The sequence below is a fragment of the Rhodococcus sp. NPDC003348 genome (assembly GCF_053589375.1).
Map to the genome: position 1 here is coordinate 187,219 of NZ_JBSFRT010000001.1, position 22,668 is coordinate 209,886.

At 69.2% G+C, this 22,668-nt stretch carries 23 protein-coding genes; 14 read left to right on the top strand and 9 right to left on the bottom strand.

Annotated features, from left to right (window positions below; translation table 11 throughout):
• Positions 1 to 62: 62 nt before the first annotated feature.
• The 5 genes from ACWDU4_RS00945 to ACWDU4_RS00965 are packed head-to-tail and all read left to right on the top strand — an operon-like array spanning position 63 to position 5,448.
• On the top strand, positions 63 to 1,592 hold the full coding sequence (locus tag ACWDU4_RS00945) for an ABC transporter substrate-binding protein (protein WP_450111952.1): 1,530 nt from the start codon (positions 63 to 65) through the stop codon (positions 1,590 to 1,592).
• A 28-nt stretch (positions 1,593 to 1,620) separates the two neighbouring features.
• The gene (locus tag ACWDU4_RS00950) at positions 1,621 to 2,568 is read left to right on the top strand and encodes an ABC transporter permease (protein WP_450111953.1); all 948 of its coding nucleotides are present in this window, start codon (positions 1,621 to 1,623) and stop codon (positions 2,566 to 2,568) included.
• A complete protein-coding gene (locus tag ACWDU4_RS00955) occupies positions 2,565 to 3,470 on the top strand; it encodes an ABC transporter permease (protein WP_450111954.1) in 906 nt (301 codons plus the stop codon). Before ACWDU4_RS00950 ends, ACWDU4_RS00955 begins: the two co-directional genes overlap by 4 nt.
• On the top strand, positions 3,467 to 4,459 hold the full coding sequence (locus tag ACWDU4_RS00960; RefSeq protein ID WP_450111955.1) for an ABC transporter ATP-binding protein: 993 nt from the start codon (positions 3,467 to 3,469) through the stop codon (positions 4,457 to 4,459). Before ACWDU4_RS00955 ends, ACWDU4_RS00960 begins: the two co-directional genes overlap by 4 nt.
• On the top strand, positions 4,456 to 5,448 hold the full coding sequence (locus ACWDU4_RS00965; RefSeq protein ID WP_450111956.1) for an ABC transporter ATP-binding protein: 993 nt from the start codon (positions 4,456 to 4,458) through the stop codon (positions 5,446 to 5,448). Before ACWDU4_RS00960 ends, ACWDU4_RS00965 begins: the two co-directional genes overlap by 4 nt.
• Before the next feature lie 79 nt (positions 5,449 to 5,527).
• Here the strand turns inward: ACWDU4_RS00965 and ACWDU4_RS00970 are convergent, their stop codons facing one another.
• Positions 5,528 to 6,466, bottom strand: a complete 939-nt coding sequence (locus tag ACWDU4_RS00970; protein ID WP_450111957.1) for a DUF5996 family protein — start codon at positions 6,464 to 6,466, stop codon at positions 5,528 to 5,530.
• A 497-nt stretch (positions 6,467 to 6,963) separates the two neighbouring features.
• Entirely contained in the window at positions 6,964 to 7,857 is an 894-nt protein-coding gene (locus ACWDU4_RS00975; RefSeq protein ID WP_450111958.1) for an isocitrate lyase/PEP mutase family protein, read from the bottom strand.
• Positions 7,858 to 7,965: 108 nt separating this feature from the next.
• Here ACWDU4_RS00975 and ACWDU4_RS00980 point away from each other — a divergent pair, with 108 nt between their 5' ends.
• The 3 genes from ACWDU4_RS00980 to ACWDU4_RS00990 all read left to right on the top strand — a co-directional run bounded on the left by ACWDU4_RS00980 (position 7,966) and on the right by ACWDU4_RS00990 (position 12,054).
• A complete protein-coding gene (locus ACWDU4_RS00980; RefSeq protein ID WP_450111959.1) occupies positions 7,966 to 8,802 on the top strand; it encodes an alpha/beta hydrolase in 837 nt (278 codons plus the stop codon).
• A gap of 78 nt (positions 8,803 to 8,880) precedes the next feature.
• Positions 8,881 to 11,073 carry a phosphocholine-specific phospholipase C gene (locus ACWDU4_RS00985; protein WP_450111960.1) on the top strand — a complete coding sequence of 731 codons (2,193 nt, stop codon included), beginning with the start codon at positions 8,881 to 8,883 and terminating at the stop codon, positions 11,071 to 11,073.
• Positions 11,074 to 11,085: 12 nt separating this feature from the next.
• The gene (locus tag ACWDU4_RS00990; RefSeq protein WP_450111961.1) at positions 11,086 to 12,054 is read left to right on the top strand and encodes an alpha/beta fold hydrolase; all 969 of its coding nucleotides are present in this window, start codon (positions 11,086 to 11,088) and stop codon (positions 12,052 to 12,054) included.
• Positions 12,055 to 12,131: 77 nt separating this feature from the next.
• Here ACWDU4_RS00990 and ACWDU4_RS00995 read toward each other — a convergent pair whose 3' ends face one another.
• Positions 12,132 to 12,569, bottom strand: a complete 438-nt coding sequence (locus ACWDU4_RS00995; RefSeq protein ID WP_450111962.1) for a 6,7-dimethyl-8-ribityllumazine synthase — start codon at positions 12,567 to 12,569, stop codon at positions 12,132 to 12,134.
• Positions 12,570 to 12,714: 145 nt separating this feature from the next.
• On the opposite strand from ACWDU4_RS00995, the gene ACWDU4_RS01000 reads away from it, so the two are divergent.
• Positions 12,715 to 13,464: a lysophospholipid acyltransferase family protein gene (locus tag ACWDU4_RS01000; protein WP_450111963.1), complete on the top strand. Its 750-nt coding sequence runs from the start codon at positions 12,715 to 12,717 to the stop codon at positions 13,462 to 13,464.
• Positions 13,465 to 13,519: 55 nt separating this feature from the next.
• The gene (locus tag ACWDU4_RS01005) at positions 13,520 to 13,828 is read left to right on the top strand and encodes a rhodanese-like domain-containing protein (RefSeq protein WP_450111964.1); all 309 of its coding nucleotides are present in this window, start codon (positions 13,520 to 13,522) and stop codon (positions 13,826 to 13,828) included.
• A gap of 12 nt (positions 13,829 to 13,840) precedes the next feature.
• On the opposite strand, the gene ACWDU4_RS01010 is transcribed toward ACWDU4_RS01005, so the two are convergent.
• The 4 genes from ACWDU4_RS01010 to ACWDU4_RS01025 all read right to left on the bottom strand — a co-directional run bounded on the left by ACWDU4_RS01010 (position 13,841) and on the right by ACWDU4_RS01025 (position 15,848).
• Positions 13,841 to 14,242: a hypothetical protein gene (locus ACWDU4_RS01010; RefSeq protein WP_450111965.1), complete on the bottom strand. Its 402-nt coding sequence runs from the start codon at positions 14,240 to 14,242 to the stop codon at positions 13,841 to 13,843.
• Positions 14,243 to 14,315: 73 nt separating this feature from the next.
• Entirely contained in the window at positions 14,316 to 14,687 is a 372-nt protein-coding gene (locus ACWDU4_RS01015; RefSeq protein ID WP_450112054.1) for a DUF5313 family protein, read from the bottom strand.
• 22 nt (positions 14,688 to 14,709) lie between these two features.
• Entirely contained in the window at positions 14,710 to 15,168 is a 459-nt protein-coding gene (locus ACWDU4_RS01020) for a MarR family winged helix-turn-helix transcriptional regulator (RefSeq protein ID WP_450111966.1), read from the bottom strand.
• Between the two features lie 110 nt (positions 15,169 to 15,278).
• The gene (locus tag ACWDU4_RS01025) at positions 15,279 to 15,848 is read right to left on the bottom strand and encodes a TIGR03086 family metal-binding protein (protein WP_450111967.1); all 570 of its coding nucleotides are present in this window, start codon (positions 15,846 to 15,848) and stop codon (positions 15,279 to 15,281) included.
• Positions 15,849 to 16,019: 171 nt separating this feature from the next.
• Between ACWDU4_RS01025 and ACWDU4_RS01030 the strand changes: the two genes are divergently transcribed.
• The 3 genes from ACWDU4_RS01030 to ACWDU4_RS01040 all read left to right on the top strand — a co-directional run bounded on the left by ACWDU4_RS01030 (position 16,020) and on the right by ACWDU4_RS01040 (position 18,845).
• Entirely contained in the window at positions 16,020 to 17,471 is a 1,452-nt protein-coding gene (locus ACWDU4_RS01030; protein WP_450112055.1) for a flavin-containing monooxygenase, read from the top strand.
• Positions 17,472 to 17,611: 140 nt separating this feature from the next.
• Complete coding sequence (locus tag ACWDU4_RS01035) at positions 17,612 to 18,193, top strand: hypothetical protein (protein ID WP_450111968.1); 582 nt, start codon at positions 17,612 to 17,614, stop codon at positions 18,191 to 18,193.
• A complete protein-coding gene (locus ACWDU4_RS01040; RefSeq protein WP_450111969.1) occupies positions 18,186 to 18,845 on the top strand; it encodes a DUF6308 family protein in 660 nt (219 codons plus the stop codon). The genes ACWDU4_RS01035 and ACWDU4_RS01040 overlap by 8 nt, the downstream gene beginning before the upstream one ends.
• Before the next feature lie 68 nt (positions 18,846 to 18,913).
• Here ACWDU4_RS01040 and ACWDU4_RS01045 read toward each other — a convergent pair whose 3' ends face one another.
• Positions 18,914 to 19,987: a metallophosphoesterase gene (locus ACWDU4_RS01045; protein ID WP_450111970.1), complete on the bottom strand. Its 1,074-nt coding sequence runs from the start codon at positions 19,985 to 19,987 to the stop codon at positions 18,914 to 18,916.
• 180 nt (positions 19,988 to 20,167) lie between these two features.
• On the opposite strand from ACWDU4_RS01045, the gene ACWDU4_RS01050 reads away from it, so the two are divergent.
• The gene (locus ACWDU4_RS01050; protein WP_450111971.1) at positions 20,168 to 21,001 is read left to right on the top strand and encodes a protein phosphatase 2C domain-containing protein; all 834 of its coding nucleotides are present in this window, start codon (positions 20,168 to 20,170) and stop codon (positions 20,999 to 21,001) included.
• Between the two features lie 21 nt (positions 21,002 to 21,022).
• Here the strand turns inward: ACWDU4_RS01050 and ACWDU4_RS01055 are convergent, their stop codons facing one another.
• Positions 21,023 to 22,615 carry a molybdopterin-dependent oxidoreductase gene (locus ACWDU4_RS01055; protein ID WP_450111972.1) on the bottom strand — a complete coding sequence of 531 codons (1,593 nt, stop codon included), beginning with the start codon at positions 22,613 to 22,615 and terminating at the stop codon, positions 21,023 to 21,025.
• Positions 22,616 to 22,668: the final 53 nt, after the last annotated feature.

The following is a 22,668-nucleotide window of genomic DNA, read 5'->3' on the forward strand; positions in this document are numbered from 1 at the left end:
TTCGGATCGGGGTTTCCAGAACGACGGTAGGTGAATGGGGGAGAGTGACATTGTCTCGTAGGATGATTGCCGCGATCGGGCTGTCCGTTGCCCTGCTGGCAGGATGTTCGAGTTCGACGGAGACAGCGTCCTCGTCGGGTTCGGTGGAGACCGATCCGACGGCGACGTTCCGCTACGCAACGACGTACGGCACGTCCTCGTTCGATCCGCACAAGACGAAGGTCGCTCAGGACAACATCCTGCTCGCCCAGGTCTACGACCGGCTCGTGCACCGCGACGCGGACGCCAATCCCGTTCCCGGGCTGGCGGAGTCGTGGGAGTTCTCCGCGGACGGGTCGACTCTGACGTTCCACCTGCGGGACGGGGTGGTGTTCCAGGACGGGACGCCCTTCGACTCCGCCGCGGTCGAGGCCAATCTGGAACGGGCGCAGCAGCCGGACTCGATCACCACCACGATGCTGGCGCCGGTCGTCCGGATCGACACGCCCGACCGGCGGACCGTGGTGCTCGGGCTGGACGGTCCGGGTGCCCAATTGGTCCTCACACTGTCGGACCTGCCGGGAATGATGGTCAGCCCCGCCGCCTTCGGCACCCCGGAGAAGGACGCGGCGCTGGTCCTGAACCCGGTGGGCGCCGGTCGCTACACGGTGGCGCGCTCGACCCCGGGCGCGGAATACGAGTTCGCGTCCTGGGACGGTTACTGGGACCCGGAGTCGGTGAAGGCCGACACCTTCCGCTGGACCGTGATGGCCGACCCTCAGACCCGGTTGGCCGCGCTGTCGTCCGACCAGATGGACGCCGCGATCGCGACACCGCTGATCATCGACCCGGCGCAGCAGCAGGGCCTGGAGGCCGAGGTGCAGACCAGCCTCAACCACTATGTGCTGCACTTCAACCGGACGCGCAGCGAGTTCGGCAAGGTCGACGTCCGACGGGCCGTCACCCGGGCGATCGACCGCGAGGTCATCGCGCAGGCCGCGCTCGAAGGTCACGGTGAGGCCGCGAGCCAGAATTTCCCGTCCGGCTACTTCGCCTACAACGACGATCTGGCGGACCGGTACACCTACGACGAGCAGGCGGCCAGGAAGCTCCTCACCGAGGCCGGTGTGGCGAATGGCTTCACCTTCACCGCGGGTGTGATGAATCTGCCCGAGAACCAGCTGATCGCCCAGATCGTGCAGGAGCAGTTGTCGAAGGTGGGCGTTCGGATGGAGATCCGCATCATGACCCCGCAGGAGATGTCGCCGGTGTTCAACCGGGGCGAACTGGACGCCGTCCTGACCACCGTGGTCGGCCGCGCCGATCCGTCACTGTTGCTCACCACGTACTACTCGCCGACGTCACCGCAGAATCCGTCGAAGGACACGATGCCCGGGTTCCAGGAGGCTCTCGACGCCGCGAACCGTGAATCCGATCCCGCCGTCCGCGGTGAGCGGATCGCGGAGGCCTCGGCGGCCGTGATGGAGCAGGCGCCCATGGTGCCTCTGGCCTTCGCGGACCTCGGCGGCATCGTCACCGATCGCGTCGTCGGTTACCAGCCGTACCGGGCGATGGACGAATGGGGCGGCGTCGGGATCGCCGCCGCGCAGTGACCCGCCCACCGACGAGGAGGACCGTTTCGTGTTACGCCTGATCGCCAGCCGGCTGCTGGCGGTGATACCGCTGCTGCTCATCGCGACGGCGATCACCTTCAGCCTGGTCTTCCTCATCCCGGGGGACCCGGCGCACCGCATCGCCGGGGAGTCCGCGACCCCCGACCAGATCGAGATGGTCCGGCAGGAACTCGGTCTCGACCGGCCGGTGGTCGTGCAGTACGTGAACTTCCTGACGGGTCTGCTGCAGGGGGACCTCGGCACCAGCTTCACCTACAAGGCGCCGGTGCTGGACATGATCGTCGACCGGATCCCGGTGACCCTGTCGCTGGCCATCGTCTCGGTGGTGATCGCGCTGCTGATCGGGATTCCCGCCGGCATCGTCGGCGGTAGCCGGCCCGGCAGCTGGCAGGACCGGGTCAGCAGCATCGGGTCGACGCTCGGGGTCGCCACCCCGAACTTCGTTCTCGCGCTTCTCCTGGTGATGCTGTTCGCGATGAATCTGAAGATGCTGCCCGCCACCGGGTACGCACCCCTGAACAAGGGACTGTGGCCGTGGCTGTCGCATCTGCTGCTGCCCGCGATCGCACTCGGTGTCGCGGCCGCCGCGGAGATCGCCCGCCAGCTGCGCAGCTCGATGATCGACGTGATGCAGCAGGACTACGTCCGCACCGCGACCGCGAAGGGGCTGCCCCGTCGCACGGTCCTGGTCAAGCACGCGCTGAAGAACGCCTTCATCCCGACGGCCACCGTCCTGGGCATGCAGATCGCCTTCCTGCTCGGCGGCACCGCCGTCATCGAGTCGGTGTTCGGGCTCAAGGGTCTCGGCGACTTCGCGGTTCAGTCGGTGCTGTCCGGAGACCTGCCCGCGATCCAGGGGGTGGTGATCTTCGGTGTGCTCGCCACCGTCGTCATGAGCCTGATCGTCGACATCTCGTACGGCTACCTCAACCCGAAGACCAGGAGGGCGGCATGACCGCACTGGACGAATCCTCGTCGGTCTCTGCGGAATCCGTCGCCGACAGCGTGGAGTCGCCGCGCCGGCGGTTCCTGCGCCGGTTCCGTGGCCGCCGCGCGGCACTGGTGTCGGCGGTGTTCCTGATCGTCATCACCGTCGTCGGTCTGCTCGCCCCGCTCATCGCACCGCACGACCCGCTCGTCCAGGACCTGACGGCGCGTCGGTTGCCGCCGCTGAGCGACGGCTACCTGCTCGGCACCGACAACCTCGGCCGGGACACGCTGTCCCGGTTGATGTACGGGATGCGGGTCGCGGTGTCCGCGGCCGCGATCTCGGTCTCGGTCGGACTGGTGATCGGCGTGGTTCCCGCACTGGTCGCAGGCTTCCTCGGAAAGCGCTGGGACGCGGTGATCTCGCGTGTCGCGGATGCCTTCCTCAGCTTTCCGCCGCTGCTGCTCGCGATGGCGATCGTCGGCGTCATGGGACCGAACCTGACCAACGCCATGATCGCGATCGGCATCGTCTTCGCGCCCCGGTTCTACCGGGTGGTCCGTGGTGCGGTGATCTCGGTGCGCGAGGACACGTTCATCGAGGCGTCCCGCAGTATCGGCACGCCCACCGGCCGGATCATCCGCAAGCACATTCTGCCGCACATCTTCTCGCCGCTGATCGTTCAGATCAGCCTGGCGTGCGGATTCGCGATGCTGTCGGAGTCGTCGCTGAGCTTCCTCGGCCTCGGCGTGCAGCCTCCGAACCCGAGCTGGGGCCGGATGCTCGCCGAGGGGCGGGAGGCGTGGAACTACACGCCGTGGCCGGTGCTGATCCCGGCGATCGCGATCATCCTGGCCGTGCTGGCGTGCAACACCCTCGGCGACGGCATCCGCGATTCAGTCGGGCGAGAGAACAGGAGCGAGCGATGAGCGGGACCCCGTTGCTGTCCGTCGAGGGGCTCGGCGTCGAGTTCCTCACCCACGGAGGGTGGACGCCGGTGCTGCAGGACGTCACCTTCGACGTCCGGGCCGGTGACCTCGTCGGCCTGGTCGGCGAGTCCGGGTCCGGGAAGAGCGTCACCTGTTCGACCGTGTTGCGGCTGCTGCCGCAGCGGCAGTCGCGGATCACCGGTGGCCGCATCCTGTTCCAGGGCAAGGATCTGCTCGCGGCGTCGGAACGCGAACTGGGGTCGGTGCGCGGCAACGACATCGCCATGATCTTCCAGGAGCCGATGACGAGTCTGAACCCGGTGTTCACCGTGGGCGACCAGATCGCCGAGGTGGTCCGACGGCACCGCGGCGTCGGTCGCAAGGCGGCGCTCGCCCGTGCCACCGAGGTGCTCGACCTGGTTGGCATCCCCAACGCGGCCCGGCGGGTGAAGGAGTACCCGCACGAGTTCTCCGGTGGCATGCGCCAGCGGGTGATGATCGCGATGGCCCTCGCGTGCGAACCGAAACTGCTGATCGCCGACGAGCCGACGACCGCGCTGGACGTGACCATCCAGGCGCAGGTGCTCGACTTGATCCGCGACATGGCAGCGCAATTCGACATGGGAGTGCTGTTCGTGACCCACGACCTCGGTGTCGTCGCGGACCTGTGCACCGAAGTGGTGGTGATGTACGCGGGACAGGTCGTGGAGCGGGCGCACACCGCGGAGCTGTACGACGCGCCCCGTCACCCGTACACGGAGGGCCTGCTCAAGTCGGTGCCGTCGATCGACGGCCGCGCCGAGTTGCACACGATTCCCGGCTCCCCGCCTGTCCCGGGCACGATCACCAGCGGGTGCCGGTTCGCGCCGCGCTGCGAGTACCGGCAGCCGGTGTGTGAGGGCAACGTTTCCCTCACCGATCTCGCTGGTGGGCAACGACTGTCGCGCTGTGCGAGGGTTGAGGAACTGATCCTGGAGGGATGCTCATGACCGTCGACGTCCAGTCGCGCGAGGAGGCCCCGCTGCTCAGTGTGCGGGGGCTCAACGTGGAGTTTCGCAGCGGGTCGGCTCTTTTCGGTGGCAAGCGCACGGTGCGGGCGGTCAACGACGTCAGCTTCGACATCCGCGCGGGCGAAACGTTCGCGCTGGTGGGGGAGTCCGGGTCCGGGAAGTCGACCACCGCGCGCGGCATCCTGCGATTGGTGGACGTCGCCGCGGGCACCGTCATGCTCGACGGAGTCGACGTGACCTCGTTGTCCCGCAACGACCTTCGTGCTGCCCGCCGGAACATGCAGATGGTGTTCCAGGATCCGTACTCGTCGCTGGACGCGGCGCGCACGGTCGGCGACGCGATCGCCGAGCCGCTCGAGGTGCACACCGAACTCGACGCCGACGCCCGTCGGCGACGGGTCGGGGACCTGCTCGAACAGGTGGGCCTGCGTCGCGAGCACGCGCAGCGGTACCCGTACGAGTTCTCCGGCGGCCAGCGTCAGCGGATCGCGATCGCCCGCGCCATCGCCGTCGAACCGAAACTGATCGTCGCCGACGAGGCCGTCAGCGCACTCGACGTCTCCACCCAGAACCAGGTCATCGCGCTGCTCGAACGGCTGTCCCGGGAGCTGGGCATCGCGTACCTGTTCATCGCCCACGACCTGGCGGTGGTGCGGCACATCGCCCAGACGACGGCGGTGATGTACCTCGGCAAGATCGTCGAGTGGGGGCCGTCGGAGCGGTTGTTCGCCGAACCCGCGCACCCCTACACCAAGGCCCTACTGTCCGCGGTGCCCGTCCCGAACCCGCGCCGGCAACGCGACCGCGACCGGATCCGGCTCACCGGCGAGCTGCCCGACCCGGCGAACCCGCCGTCGGGATGCGCGTTCAGCACCCGCTGCCCACTGGTGACCGACCGCTGCCGCACCGAGGTCCCCGCGGTCACCGATGTCCCCGGCGGCGGTCAGGTGGCGTGCCACCTCGCGTAGCCGCGGCCGCGCGGGCCCGGGTCGAATCCAGTTCGTTCTCCATTCGGGGGACCGTGCCCGGCGAGGTCGGGTGGGTGTTCTAACGGTGGGAACTCCACCGGTGCGGATCGCACTCGAGCGCTGCGCGGTCCCAGCCTCCGAGGTCGGCGGCAGCGGCGTATGTGCTGTGCAGGAATTCGCCGACGGCCGCGTCGGGATCCGGTGCCGAGCGCGCACGCTCGTACGGGAAGAGGAACTGACGGAACTGCTCGCTGTAGAAGGCGCCCTCCGGGACGACGGCGCTGTCGAAGCCGTCCGGGGCCGGGTAGGCGTAGGAGTAGAACGCTCCCTCCTGGCCGCCGCCCGGCCAGAACCCGCAACTGCTCAGCTCGTGCGAGTAGCCCTCGACCATCACCCAGTCGCCGCAGTTCGGGGCGCCTCCGGGGTGTTTCGGTGCCGGTCGACCCGAGAATCGGGTGCACGCCAGATCCATTGCACCCCAGAAGAAGTGCACGGGTGTAACTTTTCCCGTGAAGTACGAGCGAAACTCCCGGATCACGCGGTCGGCCTGGACGAGCTGACGCCAGAACAGCGTCGCAGATTCGGCGTCGTACGACGTGTGCACCTCGTCGTCCGCGAACGGGATCGCGGTTTCGACCTCGTTCGGTGTGGCCCGGATGTGGACCTCGACTCCCATGCCGGACAACGCCCGAATCGTTTGGAAGTGGAATTCGGACACGGACTTCGGCTCGAGCGCCACCTCGGCGAGACCGCCGTCGCTGGTGCGCATCCGCAGCAGGTGGTCGACGAAGTCGAACTCGATGTCGAGCACCCGGGTGCCGTACGGGATCGCGCCGGTGCTCAGTCCGCGCGCGGACACGTAGAGCGTCACCTGCCACCAATGATTGATCATCGGGGACAGTGCCAAGCGGATCTTGCCGACGATCTGCGTCCACATGTGGAGCGTGTCGCGCGTAGCGGTCCAGTCGTCCACACGAAGCGACGGCCACGCCGGCTCGGACGGATGTCGATCGGTCACCGTGCCTCCCTCGACGTGAGTGTTCACGGGTTCGAGATGACGGATGTTCGATGCTCGCGGGTCCAGCCTAGTGCGTTGACAGCCAGGCCGCTGGAGAGTGACGAGCGCCGCGAACCAGGGCACGGATGCGCAGTCGAATCTCCCGTGCCCTGGTTCGTGATTGTTCCGCCACCGTCACCGTCTCCGGGGACGCATCCCTCGGAGCGTGGCCCGGCTCGACGTCACGGCAGCGGCGGTGCCAGAGGCTCGTGAGCGGTCAGCCGCCCAGGGAGCCGCTGAGGAAGTCGAGTGCGCTGAAGGCATCGGAAAACGCGCCGAAGAACTGGGACAGGTAGCTCAGATCCATGGTGATACACCTTTCGGTCGAACAGTGTTGCGCGGTTGCGCATTCACATGGTGTTCGACGAACCTGGCTGTCCGGTGTGCCGAGCCCGGCAGTCCCCTGAGAGATCCGGTCGCGCCACGCCTCGCCACCACCGGGCGCTGCGCGCCGGGAGTCAGCGGTCGCCGAAACGCGCACCGAGCTCGTTGACCTCCGGCAGGCCCATGAACCCGGTGAACTCGTCGAACGCGGGTAGTCCGGGTAGCGCGGCCGCCGGGGTGCCGTCCCTGGCGATGGTGGCGAAGAAGTCCTGAATGGACCGGGTGGCGGCCAGCAGGGCGCCGATCGGGAACAGGACCAGGGCGAACCCGAGTTCGGTGAGGGTGTCCAGCGGCAGCGGGGGAGTGCGTCCACCCTCGACCCAGTTGAACACCAGCCGGTGGCCCTTCAGCCGGGTCGCCACCTGGTGCACCTCGTCGACACTGTTCGGGGCCTCCACGAACAGCAGGTCGGCCCCCGCGTCGGCGTACCGCTGCGCCCGGTCGATCGCGGCGTCGAGACCCTCGACCGCCGCGGCGTCGGTGCGCGCGACGATCAGGAAGTCCGGGTCGGTGCGGGCCGCGGTCGCCGCCTCCAGCTTCGCGACCATCTCCGAGGTCGAGACGACGGCCTTGCCTGCCATGTGCCCGCAGCGTTTCGGGGCCACCTGGTCCTCGAGCTGGATCGCCGCGACACGCGCGTTCTCGTACTCGCGCACGGTGCGAATGACGTTGAGCGGGTTGCCGTATCCGGTGTCGGCATCGGCGATGAGCGGAAGGTCGATCGCGGCGGCCATCCGGCGCGCGTTGTCCGCCATCTCCGTGGCCGTGAGCAGGCCGACGTCGGGCCGGCCGATCATGCTCGCGGCGGTACCGAAGCCGGTCATGTAGGCGGCGGAGAACCCGGCGGCCTCGAGCAGCCGCGCGGACAGGCAGTCGTATGCGCCCGGGGCGAGGAGCGGCTCGTCCGCGTCGAGGAGCCGGCGTAGGCGGGGTCGAACCGCGGTCGGGGTGCCGAGGAGATCTGCCATGGCATCGCACCGTAGCCGGGCCGGGGCGGCTTCGCCGCCTGTGCGCACTTTTGGTGGCCAGGACGACGAAAAGCGCGCACAGGCGCCGGAGACGCCTATCGTGGTGACGTGGCGCACACACAGGGAACGTTCACCGGCAATCACGGCACCCGGATCACCTACGACATCTGGAACCCCGACGGGGAGCCGGTCGCGATCCTGGTTCTGGCGCACGGGCTCGGCGAGCACGCCCGCCGCTACGACCACGTCATCGCGCGGCTGCTTGACCTGGGGCTGGTGGTGTACGCACCGGACCACCGCGGGCACGGCCGCTCCGGCGGCAAGCGGGTCGAGCTCAAGGACTGGCACGACTACACCGACGACCTGCACAGGGTGTTCGACCTCGCCCGCGCCTCACACCCGGGGCTGCCGGTGTACCTGCTCGGCCACAGCATGGGCGGGGCGATCGCCCTCGACTACGCGCTGGACCACCAGGCCGACCTCGCCGGGCTGATCCTGTCCGGTCCCGCCGTCGACGTCACCTCCGGAACACCCGGCATCGTCGTCGCGCTCGGCAAGGTCATCGGCAAGTACCTGCCGGGCCTGCCGGTGGAGACCCTCGACGCCAACCTCGTCTCCCGCGACCCGGAGGTCGTCGCCGCCTACAACGACGATCCGCTCGTGCACCACGGCAAGGTACCGGCAGGCATCGCCCGCGGCATGATCCTCAACGCCGAGTCCCTGCCGCCGCGGCTGCCGACGCTGACGCTGCCCTTGCTGCTGCTGCACGGCGAGAAGGACGGGCTGGCGAATGTGAACGGCAGCCGGATGATCGCGTCCACCGCGGGCACCGAGGACCTGACCTACAAGGAGTACCCGGGCCTCTACCACGAGGTGTTCAACGAGCCCGAGCAGGAGCAGGTGCTCGATGACGTCGTCGGCTGGCTGAAGGACCACCTCGACTGAACCGCCGGTTCGCGCCCCGGATCCGGGCCGGTTGGGTAACGTGCGGATTTTGTTGCTCGCACGTCGATAGGTTTCTTCTTGAACCCCAACATGTCCCGGCGTCGGTTCATGGCGCTCGGTGCGGGGGCGCTGGGCGCCGCCGCGACCGGATCTCTGCTGCCGCCGTCGCTGCAGGCCGCGATCGCGAACCCCGTCCCGCCGGGTGGGTTGGACTCCGTCGAGCACGTGGTGCTGCTGATGCAGGAGAACCGGGCCTTCGACCACTACTTCGGCGCGCTGCGCGGCGTCCGCGGCTTCGGTGACCCGAACGCGTTGACGCTGCGCACCGGCCGCACCGTGTACGAGCAGCCCGATCGCGACCACGTGGTGGTGCCGTACCCGATCCGCGATTCCGCGGCAGCGCAGCGGATGGACACGCAGAACGTCACCGCCCTCGACCACGAATGGGCAGGCGGTCACGAGGCGCTCGCAGGCGGCTGGCACGACGGTTGGATACCGGCGAAGACCGCCGCGACGATGGCGTACTACGACCGCCAGGACATCCCGTTCCACTACGAACTGGCCGACTCGTTCACCATCTGCGACGCCTACCACTGCTCGGTGCCGACGTCGACCAGCCCCAACCGCAACTACTGGGTGTCCGGATACACCGGGTTCGAGCCGGGCGGAACCCGCGCCGTGACGAATTCCGCCTACCTGCCGATCCACGGCGGCTACACCTGGACGACCGTCCCCGAACGCCTCCAGGCGGCGGGTGTTTCGTGGAAGACCTATCAGGAGTGGGACAACTTCACCGACAACAACCTGGAGTATTTCGTCACCTTCAAGCAGTTGGCGAGCCGGATGTTCGGACACCCGTCGCTGGTGCCGTACCAGTTCTCGACGCTGGCCGCGTTCTACGGCGCGGTCGGTGTCATGCCCGCGGCCGCGCAGGACGCGGCGGTGGCGGCCCTTGCCGCCGCGGCGGATTCGCTCTCCCCGGCCGACCGGCAGTTGTACGACCGGGCGCTGTTCCGGTCGCGGCCCGGCACCCTTGCCGCCGAGTTCCGCAAGGACGTCGACGGCGGGACGCTGCCGCAGGTCTCGTACCTGGTGCCGTCGACCGTCGACTCCGAGCACCCGTCCGACTCGTCGCCCGCCGCGAGCGCCACCCTGCTGTACCAGGTGCTCGACGCGCTCGCCTCCAAGCCCGAGATCTGGGCGAAGACGGTCGTTCTCGTGAACTACGACGAGAACGACGGCTACTACGATCACGTCCCGCCGCCGCAACCGCCGCGTGCGGTGGGCGACGAATGGGTCGCGGACCAGGCACTGGGACTCGGACCGCGGGTGCCGATGCTGGTGATCTCACCCTGGACGGTCGGCGGCTACGTGTCCTCGGAGGTGTTCGACCACACCTCGGTCACCCAGTTCCTGGAGCGGCGGTTCGGGTTCCTCCAATCGGAGATCAGTGGGTGGCGACGCACCGTCGCCGGTGACCTGACGGGCGCGTTCGACTTCGCGAAGCCTCGCTCCCGGCCGTCGCTCACCGCGCCTCCGCCGGCTCCGCCACTGCAACCCCGCTGGGTGCCGTCGCCGCCGACCGCGCAGCGGATGCCGTTGCAGGAGAGCGGAACCCGCCCCGCTCGGGCGCTGCCGTACCAGCCGGACGCGGACGCCGTGCTTGACGGCGGCGCGCTGCTGGTCACGCTGCGGAACGCCGGCGCCCGCAGCGCCCATCTCGCGATGTACCCGTACGCCGGGGAATTCGAGGCGCCGCGCCACTTCGACGTCGAGTCGTCGGTCGAGTCGTCGGTGCCGCTGCCGCAGGGCCGATACGCGCTGACCGTGCTCGGCCCCAACGGATTCCGGCGCGAGTTCGCGGGATCGGTGAGCGGCGCCGCCGCGGGGGTGACCGCGCGCACCGCCGTCGACGCGGGGGCGCGGACGCTGACCGTGACGGTCCGCAACGGCGGGGCGACGCCGGTGACCGCGCGGGTCGCGGGCGCCGACCGGACCGTCGCCGCCGGTACCGAGACCGCCTTCTCCGTGTCGTCGACGCAGGGCTGGTACGACGCGGCGCTGACCGTGGTGGAGGACGACACCTTCCGCCGCCGCTGGGTGGGGCACATCGAGAACGGCACCGAATCCGTCAGCCAGGGCGCCGTCGCGATCTCTCCCACCGGCGACCTGACGTGGACGCCGCCGCCGAGCATCCCGGGCACCGGGTCCCTGGACACCGGGTCCGCGGCCGGGTCGTCGTCCCTGCTGCCGCTCGGCACCGGATCGTAAGAGAAGGTCGTGATGTCACAGTTGACGCATCGAACGCTCGAGGTGAACGGCATCGACCTGCACGTGGCCGAGCAGGGGGAGGGCGCGCCGGTCGTGCTGTGCCACGGCTTCCCCGGCCTGTGGTTCACCTGGCGGCACCAGCTGGACGCGCTGTCGCGTGCCGGGTACCGCGTGATCGCGCCCGACATGCGCGGCTACGGCCGCAGCAGTGCCCCCGCCGACGCGAGCGCCTACGACCGGCCGCACACCGTCGCCGACATGGTGGGCCTGCTCGACGCCCTCGGCATCGAGCAGGCGGTGTTCGCCGGCCACGACTTCGGTGCGCACCTGGTGTGGGACCTGCCCGCGTGGGCGCCGGGCCGGGTGCGGGCACTGATGCAACTCAGCGTCCCGCGCACCCCCAGGCTGCCGGTGCGGCCGACCGTCGGGTTCGAATACCTCGCATCCCAGCACTTCGCGCACGTGCACTATTTCCAGGAGGTCGGCGTCGCGGACGCCGAACTGAACGAACACCCGCGCGAGTTCCTCGCGAAGATCCTGCACGCGCTGTCCGGCGCGAACCGGTACCTGGACTGCTGGGAGTTCCCGTCCGAGGGCAACGGCTACCTCGACGTCCTCCCGGAACCACCGGCGCTGCCGTGGCCGTGGCTCGGTGAGGACGAGTTCGACCACTACGTCGCCGAATTCAGCAGGACCGGTTTCACCGGCGGGCTGAACTGGTACCGCGCCGAGGACTCCGTGTGGGAGCAGAACGAGACCCTGCACGACGTCCCGGTCGAGGTGCCGACGGTGTTCGTCGCCGGCTCCCGTGATCCGGTGCTGGAGATGATGGGCCGGGACCCGTTCGCCGCCATGCGCGCCCTGGTCCCCGGACTGGTCGGCACCCACGTCATCGACGGGGCCGGGCACTTCGTGCAGATGGAGAAGCCCGACGAGGTCAACGCGATCTGGCTCGACTTCCTCGCGGGCCTCGACGCCTGACGCCGTTCCCTAATGTCACATTGGGGGTCGTCAGGTGACCCGATGTGACATTAGGGAACCGCTGGTGGGGTGCTCGGCTACTTGATGGTGGCGAGCGAGGCCAGGGTGGCGGAGCAGGCGTCCGCGACCTCGGCGCCCTTCTTGTCGAAGTGCGCGGTGAAGAAGTCGGCGTGGTCGGCGTGGTCGTGGAAGTGGTGCGGGGTGAGCACCGCGGAGAACACGGGCACGTCGGTGTCGAGCTGAACCCGCATCAGGCCGTCGATCACCGCCGAGGCGACGAACTCGTGCCGGTAGATGCCACCGTCGACGACGAGGCCTGCGGTGACGACGGCATCGAAGCGGCCGGTACGGGCCAGTCGCTGTGCGTGCAGCGGGATCTCGAAGGCGCCGGGCGTCTCGAAGAACTCGACGTCGGCGGGGTCGTGACCCAGCTCGCGCCAGCGGGCGACGAACGCGTCCCGCGCGTGGTCGACGATGGAGCGGTGCCAGGTGGCCTGGACGAAGGCGATGGTCATGGACAAATGCTAGTGCGGGTCCCGGTCACCACGCGATCCGGACGGTCCCGCGGGGCGTGGATCCCCGCCCGTCGGTGTCAATTACGTTGTGGTATGGCACGTTTCGTGACGTGGGCCACTCGGTCCCCATCCGTACAGTGGGGCCATGGACAAGCCCGACGTGACACTCGAGAACTCCGACGCGGTCTACGACTTCTACCTCGCGCACCAGCAGAACCGGCTGCTCGCGAAGGCGGCGTACGCGACGCTGGCGGCGAAGTTCCGGCCTCGGGTGGGTTTCGCGGACGGTGCGCGGGAGAAGATCCGGGCGGCGGTGCGGTCGAACGCCAGCATCGTGCTGTCGGTGAACCACCTGTCCGAATCCGACCCGTACACGGTGGCCGCGGCGGCGTGGCGCAGCCCGCTGCGATCCGTGATCGGACGCACCCGGGTGCTGGCCAAGGACGAACTGTTCGCCGAGAACAAGCTGCGGGACCGGATCGACCTGATGGGGTCCATCCCCGTGTTCCGTGGCAAGAACCACGGCATGCGCGCCGTCAACGCCGCAGGTCAGCGAATGATGGACGTGTGCGCCGAGCGGATGCGCCGCGGCGACAGTCTCGCGATCTTCCCGGAGGGCACCTGCAACGAGGGCGATCCGACGCAGTTGCAGGCGGTCGGCAGCGGCGTCGGGCACATCACGAGCCGGGCGGTGAGACTCGGTGTGGCTCCGGTGCTGGTGCACATGGGCATCAGCTACGGCGGCACCGGCGAGGGGCGGACAGACAACGTCCGCGGCGCGAGCATCTACTTCGACACCCCGGTCACGGACCTGCCCGAGAAGCCGGCGGCGATCGCGCGGCTGGTGCACGATCGGCTGCAGGATGCCGTCGACGGTGCGGTGGCCCGCTACTGACCTGGTGGTGTCCCCGTCATCGGTACACTGGCGGCGATCTGTCTGGAGGACGTACATGCAGCAAGTGGATGTGACCGCACTGGAGATGGCGCTCGCCGCGGGCGCCCCGCTGATCGACGTGCGCGAGGCCGACGAGTTCGCGCAGGCGCGCGTGCCCGGGGCGGTGCTCGTCCCGCTCAGCGAGTTCACCGCCCGGCTGGACGAGATTCCTTCCGCGGACACGGTGTACGTGATCTGTGCGATGGGCGGGCGCAGCGCGCAGGCGACCCAGTACCTCAATGCGACCGGCGTCAACGCCGTGAACGTCGCCGGCGGCACCGAGGCGTGGATCGCGTCCGGCCGTGGAGTCGAGACCGGCGCCTGAGCGTCTCGTTCGTCAGAAGTTCACGACCAGGTTGTGCCGGCCCGGCTTCATCCAGCCGGTGACGACGCCCTGGCTCGGCTGCTGTTCCGTGCCGCCGCACGCCACGACGAGCCGGAACCGGCCCGCGTCGTAGGTGGTGAACGAGTACGACTTGACCCACCCGTGGGCGCCGGGGACGTCGTCGAGTTCCGCCCATCCGGATTCGCCCTTCTCGGCGGCGACGTACGTCGCGACCGGGGGTGAACTGCGCGCCCCGCTCTTGCAGGACACCGTCCCGAAAACGGTCTGCGGGGTCAGTGCCTGTGCGGCCGGTGCCGCGAGGACGGCAGGCACGGCGAGTGCGGCGGCAGTGGCGGCAAGTCCGAGGAAGCGCATCTGGGTCCTCTCGATCGCACGGCTGAAGACGATCACCAAACGCTGATTCTAGGAACGATTCGTCGTTCGCACGCCGCTTTGCCCGGACCCGGCGGGTGCGGCGCCCGGGCGGCTACCGCCAGAGCCGGTCGTATGCGCTGATCTCGGCTTCGCGGGCGGCCCGGCGCTTGTCGTTGTCGAGGTCCATCGGCAGGCCGTTCTTCTGCAGCCGCCGCGCGCGGTTCTGGTGGATGTAGACCACCGTGAAGAACACCGCCAGGGACATGCCGAGCAGCACCATCGACGCGCGCAGCCACAGTGGCCCGGGGAAGAGCATGAACGCCAGGTACAGCGGGATGAAGGGGACCTGCTGCCGCAGCAGGTGGCGAACGACGTAGTGGTCGCCGGTGATGTCGTTGCGGACCCACTCGTTCATCGACTCGGGCAGCTTCGCCCCGAATGCGTAGGCGATCCACTGCAGCGGGTTGGGGCGGGTGACACCCATCTTGCGTGTGCTCACTTCTCGCTCACTTCTCCAGTGCTCCGGCCGCGAGTGCGGCCTTGTTGATGTCGGTGAGGACGCGGTGCAGCTCTTCGAGCTGCGGGAGCCCGACGCCCAGTGCCGCGACCACGGCCGGCGGGATCTTCTCCGCCTCGTCGCGCAGCGCGCGTCCTGCGTCCGTCAGGTCGACGACGAGCGCACGCTCGTCCTCCGCGCTGCGGGTGCGGGTGATCAGTCCGGACGCCTCGAGGCGCTTGAGCAGCGGGGAGAGGGTCGGTGAATCCAGTTGCAGCGCAGCGCCGATCGCCTTGACGGACATCGGAGCCTCGCCCCAGAGCGCGAGCATCACCAGATACTGCGGGTGCGTCAGCCCCATCGGCTCGAGCAGGGGGCGGTACACCGAGAGGACGGCCCGGTTCGCCACGGCCAGCGCGAAGCAGACCTGCCGGTCGAGGGCGAGTGGATCGGTGTCGGTGGTGGTCACAAATCGAAGCGTACACGAATAGATAGCGCACTAACTAAATTGCGTCGCGTTTCACGTCGAACCGGAATGCGGGGGCAGTCCCCGTCCGCGCACTCGCCGCGTGGGTCGCGTCAGGGGGTGCGGCCGAGGAGGGCGACCAGGCGGTCGATCGGTGGGGCGTCGTCGGTGACCGGTTGCGGCGGGGCGAACGGGGTGCGCCCCGGTGGCAGCTGGGGAATCAGCGCCCGGCTGAACGCGATCTGCTCCTCGATCACCGCGTCGTCGTAGGCGGTCGGCTGCCCGATGGCGCGCGCGAGGTCCCACCCGTGCGTGATCGTCTCGACGGTGCGCAGGTTCAGCGCCACCGTCGCGGGCATGCGCCGGATGGGCAGGTCGACCTCGGACTCGAGGGCACCGGGCGCCGCGAACGCCTGCACGAGGGCATCTGCGGCGGCGCGGAATGAGCCGGCCGGGTCGGGTCCGAGCAGGTCGGGCGGCGAGGCGACGGCCGCGACCGGCAGCGGGCGCTGGTGGAGCGCGGACGCGAACATGTGGTTGCCGGCCGTCAGGTGGTTGACGAGCTGGTGGACGGACCAGTCGGTGCAGGGCGTCGGTGCGGACCACTGGTCGTCGGCGACGGCGGCCACCAGTGTGGCGGTCGCGTCGAGTGCCCGGCCGAGGTCCTCGATGGTCGAGGTCATGATTCCGGCCTACCACCGTCACGCTCGCCGAGGAACCCCGGAATTCCCGAAACGGGGTGTTCCGAGGCGGGAAAGTGAGTGATACTGAAAGTGACACACACTGGGAAGGGTGGGCCTGTGGAGCAGAACACGCAGTTCGACGCGGTGATCGTCGGCGCCGGATTCGGTGGAATGGGCGCGGCGATCGCGCTCAACCGGCTCGGCATGACGAATCTGGCGATCCTCGAACGCGAGGACGACCTCGGCGGAACCTGGCACGTCAACCGCTACCCGGGCCTGGCCGTGGACATCGCGTCCGTGACCTACTCGTACTCGTTCGAACCCAACCCGCACTGGTCGCGCCTGTTCGCGCCCGGCGCCGAACTCAAGAAGTACGCCGACCACGTCGCCGACAAGTACGACCTGCGTCGCTACATGCGTTTCGGTGCCGTCGTCTCCGGAGCCCGCTGGGACGACGATGCGCGGCACTGGGTGGTGGCGATCGACGGTCGGGAGCCGGTGACGGGCCGCTACCTGCTCACCGCGACCGGATTCCTGTCGCAGCCGCACATGCCGGACATCGACGGCATCGACGCGTTCGCCGGCCGGATCGTGCACACGACTGCCTGGGACGACAGTGTCGACCTCGCCGGTGCGCGGGCCGCGATCATCGGCACCGGCGCTACCGCCGTCCAGTTGATCCCCGAGGTCGCCCGCAAGGCCGCCGCGCTGACCGTGTATCAGCGCACCCCGATCTGGGTGGTACCCAAGCTGGACATGCCGATTCCCGGTGTGCTGCAACGGCTGTTCGCGAAGGTGCCGGCCACCCAACGTGCCGCCCGCGCCGTCAGTGACGGACTGCTGGAGGGCCTGATGGTCAGTGCGGTGCTGCACTACAGGCAGGCGAAGCTGCTGAACAAGGCCGCCGCCGCGGCGTCCCGGCTGTTCCTGCGGACCCAGGTTCGGGACGCGAAGCTGCGGAGTGCGCTGACCCCCGACTACGACTTCGGCTGCAAGCGGCCGACGTTCTCCAACAGCTACTTCCGCACCTTCACCAAGAGGAACGTCGCCCTCGAGACCGCATCCATCGAACGGATCGAAGCGGACGGCATCGTCACCGCGGACGGCCGCAAGACCGAGATCGACACCCTGATCCTCGCGACCGGCTTCAACCTGTGGGACGTGAACTTCCCGGCCATCGAGGTGATCGGACGCGACCAGAGGAACCTCGGAAAGTGGTGGCGGGACAACCGATTCCAGGCATATGAGGGTGTCGCCGTGCCGAAGTTCCCGAACTTCCTCACCCTGGCCAGCCCGTACTCGTACAGCGGACTGTCGTATTTCACCACCATCGAGTCCCAGATGGCGCACATGACCCGGCTGTTCGGCGAGATGAAGCGTCGCGGGGCGGACGTGTTCGAGGTGACCGAGCAGGCCAACGAGCACTTCCTGGACCGGATGACCGCGAACCTCGACGGCTCCGTTTTCTACGCCGGTAGCTGCAGCACGTCGCGGTCGTACTACTTCAACCAGCACGGCGAGGCGGCCCTGCTGCGCCCGACGTCGACCGCGAACGCGTTCAAGGAGGCGCGCTCGTTCCCGCTCGACGACTACGAGCTGAGCTCGCCGACTGTCGGTGGGTGACGGCCGCGCGGTCATTCACACACTCTTTCGGGCACACGCAGGGGTGCTGGACGTGGAGAAGGAGTGTGCACGCTGGAAAAGGTGTGTGCACGTCGGGTGCTGACGCCCCCGCCGGAAGCCCGGTAGATACAGTTCTTGTCATGGCCACCATTCACCCGTCCGCGACTGACGAGAACTTCGAAGAGCTGCAACAGGACCCGTTCTTCGAGGTGGTCACCGACCTGATCGCCGACTACCTGACCGACGCGTTCGACGACCCGGCAGGTGGGGAGGTGGACCGGTGGACGCTCAGCGCGCTCCCCGCGACCAACCGGTCCGCTGAACGGGAGCGGCTGTTCACCCTCAATGCCGGGCCGATGGAGGTGCTGTTCGTCGAGCGTTTCCTCGAGGACGGGGAGATCGTCGACTATCGGGTCGCCCTGTACGCGTCGCTGTCGGCACTGACCGAGGAAACATCGTCGAGCCTGGACGAACTCGCGCTCCGCTACCCGCTGCTGCGGTGCCACCCGACCGACATGGCTTCCGCCGGAGGGGACGGTGTTCTGATCGACTGGTTCGTCTCCGACGACGGCGCCGACGACCAGTTCTTCGACCTGCCCCTGGCGAAGGCGATCCGGCCGCTGACCGACCACCTCGGCACCAAGGGGCGCGGGCCGTATGCGCAGTACCACAACCGCGCCTTCGCGGCGCACGTGCTCGGGCGGGCGGCCGCCGATGACTGACCCGCTGCCCATCCGGCTGCCCCGCGTCCTTCGCGACGGCGACGACGCCGCGGCGTTGGACGTGCTGAGCGAGTACTTCACCCGCAAGGTCGTCAAGACCGGATACCTGAGGACCGGTGCGCTGTGGGACAACTGGGATCCCAGCGGACGCCGCGACGCCGATCGCGACGTCTTCACCGCCGACGACCTCGTCGCGGTCACCCTGCTGTCGGTCGAGGTTCCCGGGCAGGGCGCATTGGTCGTGTTGGGGGAGAAGCGTGCCGAGCTGAGCGCCCTGCTGCGGGAGGTCGGCCCGGACCGCGACCTCGCGGACGAGACAGACGTGCTCACCGAGTCGGCTCCGGTGTGGCGGCTCGACACGGTGCTGCGTGAGATCCACGGCGTCGGCCGGACCACGGCCTCGAAACTCATTGCGCGTAAACGCCCTCGCCTGTACCCGATCTACGACCGGGTCGTGGGGATCGAACTGGGCACCACTGTCACGCACCTCGAACAGATCCGCGTCGCGCTGAGGGCCAACGAGGGCGAACTGCACCGCCGGCTGATCCGCCTGCGTGATCAGGCCGGGCTGGACGAGGCGGTGCCTGCGCTGCGCATCCTGGATGTGCTGGCCTGGATGCAGGGCAAGAAGTACCTTCCCCGCACCGGGTGACGGACCGCCTGCGGGTCGGCGAGTGGGGGCGCCCTCCCGGACGGACCCCGGCGGGGACCTGCGGTCGATCAGGCCAGTCGACGCTCGAACGCCACCGTCGACTGCGCGGTGGCGATGTCCACCGTGTACACCCGGATGGTGACGGCATCCGGGGCGAGGTCCATCACCATGAATCCGACGTCGGTGTAGTTCTGGAAGAGGTTCCTGCGGTCGACCTCGGCTCCGGCCTTGCCGTGGCTGTTCTTCGCCGACGCGCCCGACACGATCTGACGCGTTCCCTTGGAGGCCGCCGTCGGCTCGAGGATCTGCAGCGAATGATCGTGTCCGGAGAGAATGAAGTGGCATCGGCCGACGACGTGGTCCTCGAAGAACCGCTTCGCGTGGACACCGTTCATGGGCTCGACCGGGATCCCGTCGTACTTGCCGGCATCGCCGTGGGATCCGTTGCTGAGATACGGATGATGGGTGACGGCGATCTTCCACTTCGCCGTCGAGGAGGCCAACGCCGCATCGAGCCAGGCACGTTGCTCGCTCATGAACTGTCCGTCGGGTGACCAATACGGCGAGAGCAGCGGTGGGAGGTACGCGGCGAGCGGGTTGAGGTCGAGCACGAAGAACTCGACGACCGGGTTCCGTTCGGGCACGCGCACCGAGTAGTACCGGCTGGGCATCCACCACTTCCGCGAGCGCCGGTGGTAGTCGACCTCCTCGTCGCCGCGCAACAGCCAGCCGCCGTCGCCCGGGAAGACCGCGCTGTTGTCGTGATTGCCCAGTGCCATCACCCACGGGAAGTCGAGGCCGTGGTTCGGGTCCTCGAACTTCGTGGTGAACTGGGTGTCGTCCTCGCTGGTGGGGCCCAGTTCGTAGATGTTGTCGCCGAGACCCAGTGCCATGGCGAGGGGTTCGCGGCCGTGGAGGTCGCGAATCGCGTCGGCCACCGCCCACTGAGGCTGGGCGCCGGTGCCCGCGTCACCGGTGAGGAGGACGCGGAGCGTCGATCCGGTGGGAAAGGCGAACTTGTCGCTGTCGGCGGCAGCCGCGGCGGCGACCGCCGGCGTCATCGCGGCGAGTGGGACGGCGGCGCCTGCCACCGCCGCGCCGGTGAGGAATCGCCGTCGATCGATTCCGTCGAACTCCGTCATCTTGTCCTCGTTCGTCTCGAAAGGGTGGGCACCGACACGGAGCAAACCCGAATATGGACAGCTGTTCAACTGCACGGGCCAAATGTCGCCGGTTGTTCACGAACATTTCGGGCCGCGCCGATCGTCGCCCCGACCGCGCGTCGCCTGGGTGAGCGGCCGCCATCGGTGTTGGATGGATCCATGTCTGTGTCTGGGAGCCCGATACCGGGCGGCGTCGTACCCGACGCCGTCCACGACGCACTCGACGTGCGGGGATGGACGGTCCGCGCGGCGTCGATGCGGGGAACCTCGCACGAATCGGACCTGACGCCAAGGCAGGATTCGTACGCCGTACGGCAGGGCAACGGCCGGATCGCGGCCGTCGTCTGTGACGGCCTCGGCGCGATGGAGTACTCGCACCTGGCCGCGGCGGCGGCGAGCGCGGCACTCGCCGATCACCTGCTCACCGCCGACCTGGAGGTCTCCGGCGACTGGACCCCGCACTTCCGGGTGGCCTCGCTGGCGGTGACGCGGGCCGCGGGCGACCTGCTCGGGGACCGCGCGCCGAGCCTCGACGAGGTTGCCGACGTCATGGCCACCACCGTGACCGCGCTCGCCATCGAGGGCGTCGACGGCCCCGGACCGTGGTTGGCCCACGCGGCCACCGTCGGCGACAGCAGTGCGTGGTGGCGTCGCACCCGCTCCGGTGCGCTGGGCTTCGAACCGTGGTTGTTGATGTCCGGTGGACGGCTGACGCGCCGTGAGGTCGCCATCTCACGGGCCCTCGCGCTGCCGGTGCCCGACGACGCGGTCGTCACCGGGACGAGCTACGAGATCGGTCCGGAAGAACTGCTGATGGTGTGCAGTGACGGTGTCGCGGACGCGTTCGAGGACGGCGGCAGCGCCGTCGCCGCCTCGTTCGCGACGGGGTGGACCAACCCGCCCCGCCTCGGCGACCTCGCCGACCGCATCGCGTTCGAGCCGGCCGGACCTGCCGACGACCGCACTGCCGTCGCGGTGTGGACGCCGCGCTGACGTTCCTCCACGAGCCGCGCGTCACCCGACGGTGAGCGAGCGGCTGTGCCACCCGCTGGCGCCGTCCGGGATCGGTTCGGCGCGCTGCTCGGTCTGGACGTTCCCGTCGAGGTCGGTGGCGCGGACCTGCAGGGTGTGGGTGCCGGGGGTGGCACGCCACCGCCAGGTCCACTGCCGCCAGGTGTCGATCGAGTACTCGGGGGCGAGGGTCGCGTCCTGCCACGGGCCGTTGTCGGCGCGGACCTCGACACGGGCGATGCCACGGTGCTGGGCCCACGCCGTGCCCGCGACCAGGACGTCACCGGCGCCCACGTGGGCGAACGACGCCGGGACGTCGATCCGGGAGGCGGTCTTGATCGGGGCCCGCTCACCCCAGCCGCGCCGTGTCCAGTACGCCTGGGCCCGGTCGAAGCGGGTCACCTCCCAGTCCACCACCCACTTGGTGGCGGAGACGAATCCGTAGAGGCCGGGCACGACCTGCCGGACGGGGTAGCCGTGCTCGAACGGCAGCGGTTGCCCGTTCATCGTGACCGCGAGCATCGCGTCCCGGCCGTCGCGCAGGACCGCGATCGGGGTGCCCGAGGTGAACCCGTCGGAACTGGTCGACAGCAGCATGTCGGCGTCGGGGGACACGCCGGCCTCGTCGAGCAGGTCCTTGATCCGGTAGCCGATCCAGGTGGCATTCCCGGCGAGGCTGCCGCCGACCTCGTTGGAGACGCAGGTGAGGGTGATGGTGCGTTCGATCGGGGTCCGGGCGACCAGATCCGCCCACCGCACCGTGATCTCGCGGTCGACCATGCCGTGGATGCGAAGGCTCCAGTCGTCGGTGGTGAGCATCGGCACCCGCAGGGCGGTGTCGATGCGGTAGAAGTCCTCGTTGCTCGTGACGAACGGGGTCGCCCCGGGGACGGCGATGTCCATGCCCGGCGCGACGGCCGGTGCCCGGTTCCTCGCGGCGACCGCGGGTAGGACGAAGGCCATCCGGTTGCGCACCGCCCCCGCGATCGTGCCTGCGAGGTGACGTCCGGCCGCCCCCGCGGCCACCGCCACCGCGGCCGCGGTGCCCGCCAGCACGAGAAACCGTCGGCGGGACATGGCGACCCGTTCGGGTGCCGGCTCGTCGAGGTCGCGAGCACGGCAGGTCAGGAGCCTCAGGGTGAGAACTCCGGCGGCGACCCCGACGATCGTGGGGACGGCGTCGACGGCGGTCGCGCCGGGGCGGGTGGTCGCCGCGTACACCCCGACCGCGCCGAGTGCCACGAGGATGGCGCTGCCGTACGGTCGGCGGGTGCGTTCGACGATGCCTGCGATCGCGGCGAGCACCACGATCAGGACGCTCATGCCGATGAACAACGCCGGCTTGTCGTTGGTCTCGAACGTCTTGATCGCGAATTCGCGTGCCCACGCCGGACTCCGGTCGACGGTTGTCGACCCGACCGCGAAGAACGGGGACGCCGACGAGCCGATCGGCACCGCCACCAGCTCGCCGACCCCCAGAATCACCGCGGCGGCGAGCACTCCCGACAGTGCACGTCCCGGCAGCGTTCGCCACCGGCTCACTTGCGGGCCTTGCCCCGGTTCCGTGTTCGGTTCCCCGTGTGCTTCCGTCGTCATCGGATCCCACGCCCTCTCTGCTCAATTGTGAACGGTTCGGAGCGGCAGCGGAA

What these genes read in the sequence shown, in the direction of transcription:
- ACWDU4_RS00945 (WP_450111952.1), top strand. Translation starts at nt 63, where the DNA reads ATGATTGCCGCGATCGGGCTGTCCGTTGCCCTGCTGGCAGGATGTTCG.
- ACWDU4_RS00955 (WP_450111954.1), top strand. Translation starts at nt 2,565, where the DNA reads ATGACCGCACTGGACGAATCCTCGTCGGTCTCTGCGGAATCCGTCGCC.
- ACWDU4_RS00960 (WP_450111955.1), top strand. Translation starts at nt 3,467, where the DNA reads ATGAGCGGGACCCCGTTGCTGTCCGTCGAGGGGCTCGGCGTCGAGTTC.
- ACWDU4_RS00965 (WP_450111956.1), top strand. Translation starts at nt 4,456, where the DNA reads ATGACCGTCGACGTCCAGTCGCGCGAGGAGGCCCCGCTGCTCAGTGTG.
- ACWDU4_RS00975 (WP_450111958.1), bottom strand. Translation starts at nt 7,857, where the DNA reads ATGGCAGATCTCCTCGGCACCCCGACCGCGGTTCGACCCCGCCTACGC.
- ACWDU4_RS00990 (WP_450111961.1), top strand. Translation starts at nt 11,086, where the DNA reads ATGTCACAGTTGACGCATCGAACGCTCGAGGTGAACGGCATCGACCTG.
- ACWDU4_RS00995 (WP_450111962.1), bottom strand. Translation starts at nt 12,569, where the DNA reads ATGACCATCGCCTTCGTCCAGGCCACCTGGCACCGCTCCATCGTCGAC.
- ACWDU4_RS01000 (WP_450111963.1), top strand. Translation starts at nt 12,715, where the DNA reads ATGGACAAGCCCGACGTGACACTCGAGAACTCCGACGCGGTCTACGAC.
- ACWDU4_RS01005 (WP_450111964.1), top strand. Translation starts at nt 13,520, where the DNA reads ATGCAGCAAGTGGATGTGACCGCACTGGAGATGGCGCTCGCCGCGGGC.
- ACWDU4_RS01015 (WP_450112054.1), bottom strand. Translation starts at nt 14,687, where the DNA reads ATGGGTGTCACCCGCCCCAACCCGCTGCAGTGGATCGCCTACGCATTC.
- ACWDU4_RS01025 (WP_450111967.1), bottom strand. Translation starts at nt 15,848, where the DNA reads ATGACCTCGACCATCGAGGACCTCGGCCGGGCACTCGACGCGACCGCC.
- ACWDU4_RS01030 (WP_450112055.1), top strand. Translation starts at nt 16,020, where the DNA reads ATGGGCGCGGCGATCGCGCTCAACCGGCTCGGCATGACGAATCTGGCG.
- ACWDU4_RS01035 (WP_450111968.1), top strand. Translation starts at nt 17,612, where the DNA reads ATGGCCACCATTCACCCGTCCGCGACTGACGAGAACTTCGAAGAGCTG.
- ACWDU4_RS01040 (WP_450111969.1), top strand. Translation starts at nt 18,186, where the DNA reads ATGACTGACCCGCTGCCCATCCGGCTGCCCCGCGTCCTTCGCGACGGC.
- ACWDU4_RS01045 (WP_450111970.1), bottom strand. Translation starts at nt 19,987, where the DNA reads ATGACGGAGTTCGACGGAATCGATCGACGGCGATTCCTCACCGGCGCG.
- ACWDU4_RS01050 (WP_450111971.1), top strand. Translation starts at nt 20,168, where the DNA reads ATGTCTGTGTCTGGGAGCCCGATACCGGGCGGCGTCGTACCCGACGCC.
- ACWDU4_RS01055 (WP_450111972.1), bottom strand. Translation starts at nt 22,615, where the DNA reads ATGACGACGGAAGCACACGGGGAACCGAACACGGAACCGGGGCAAGGC.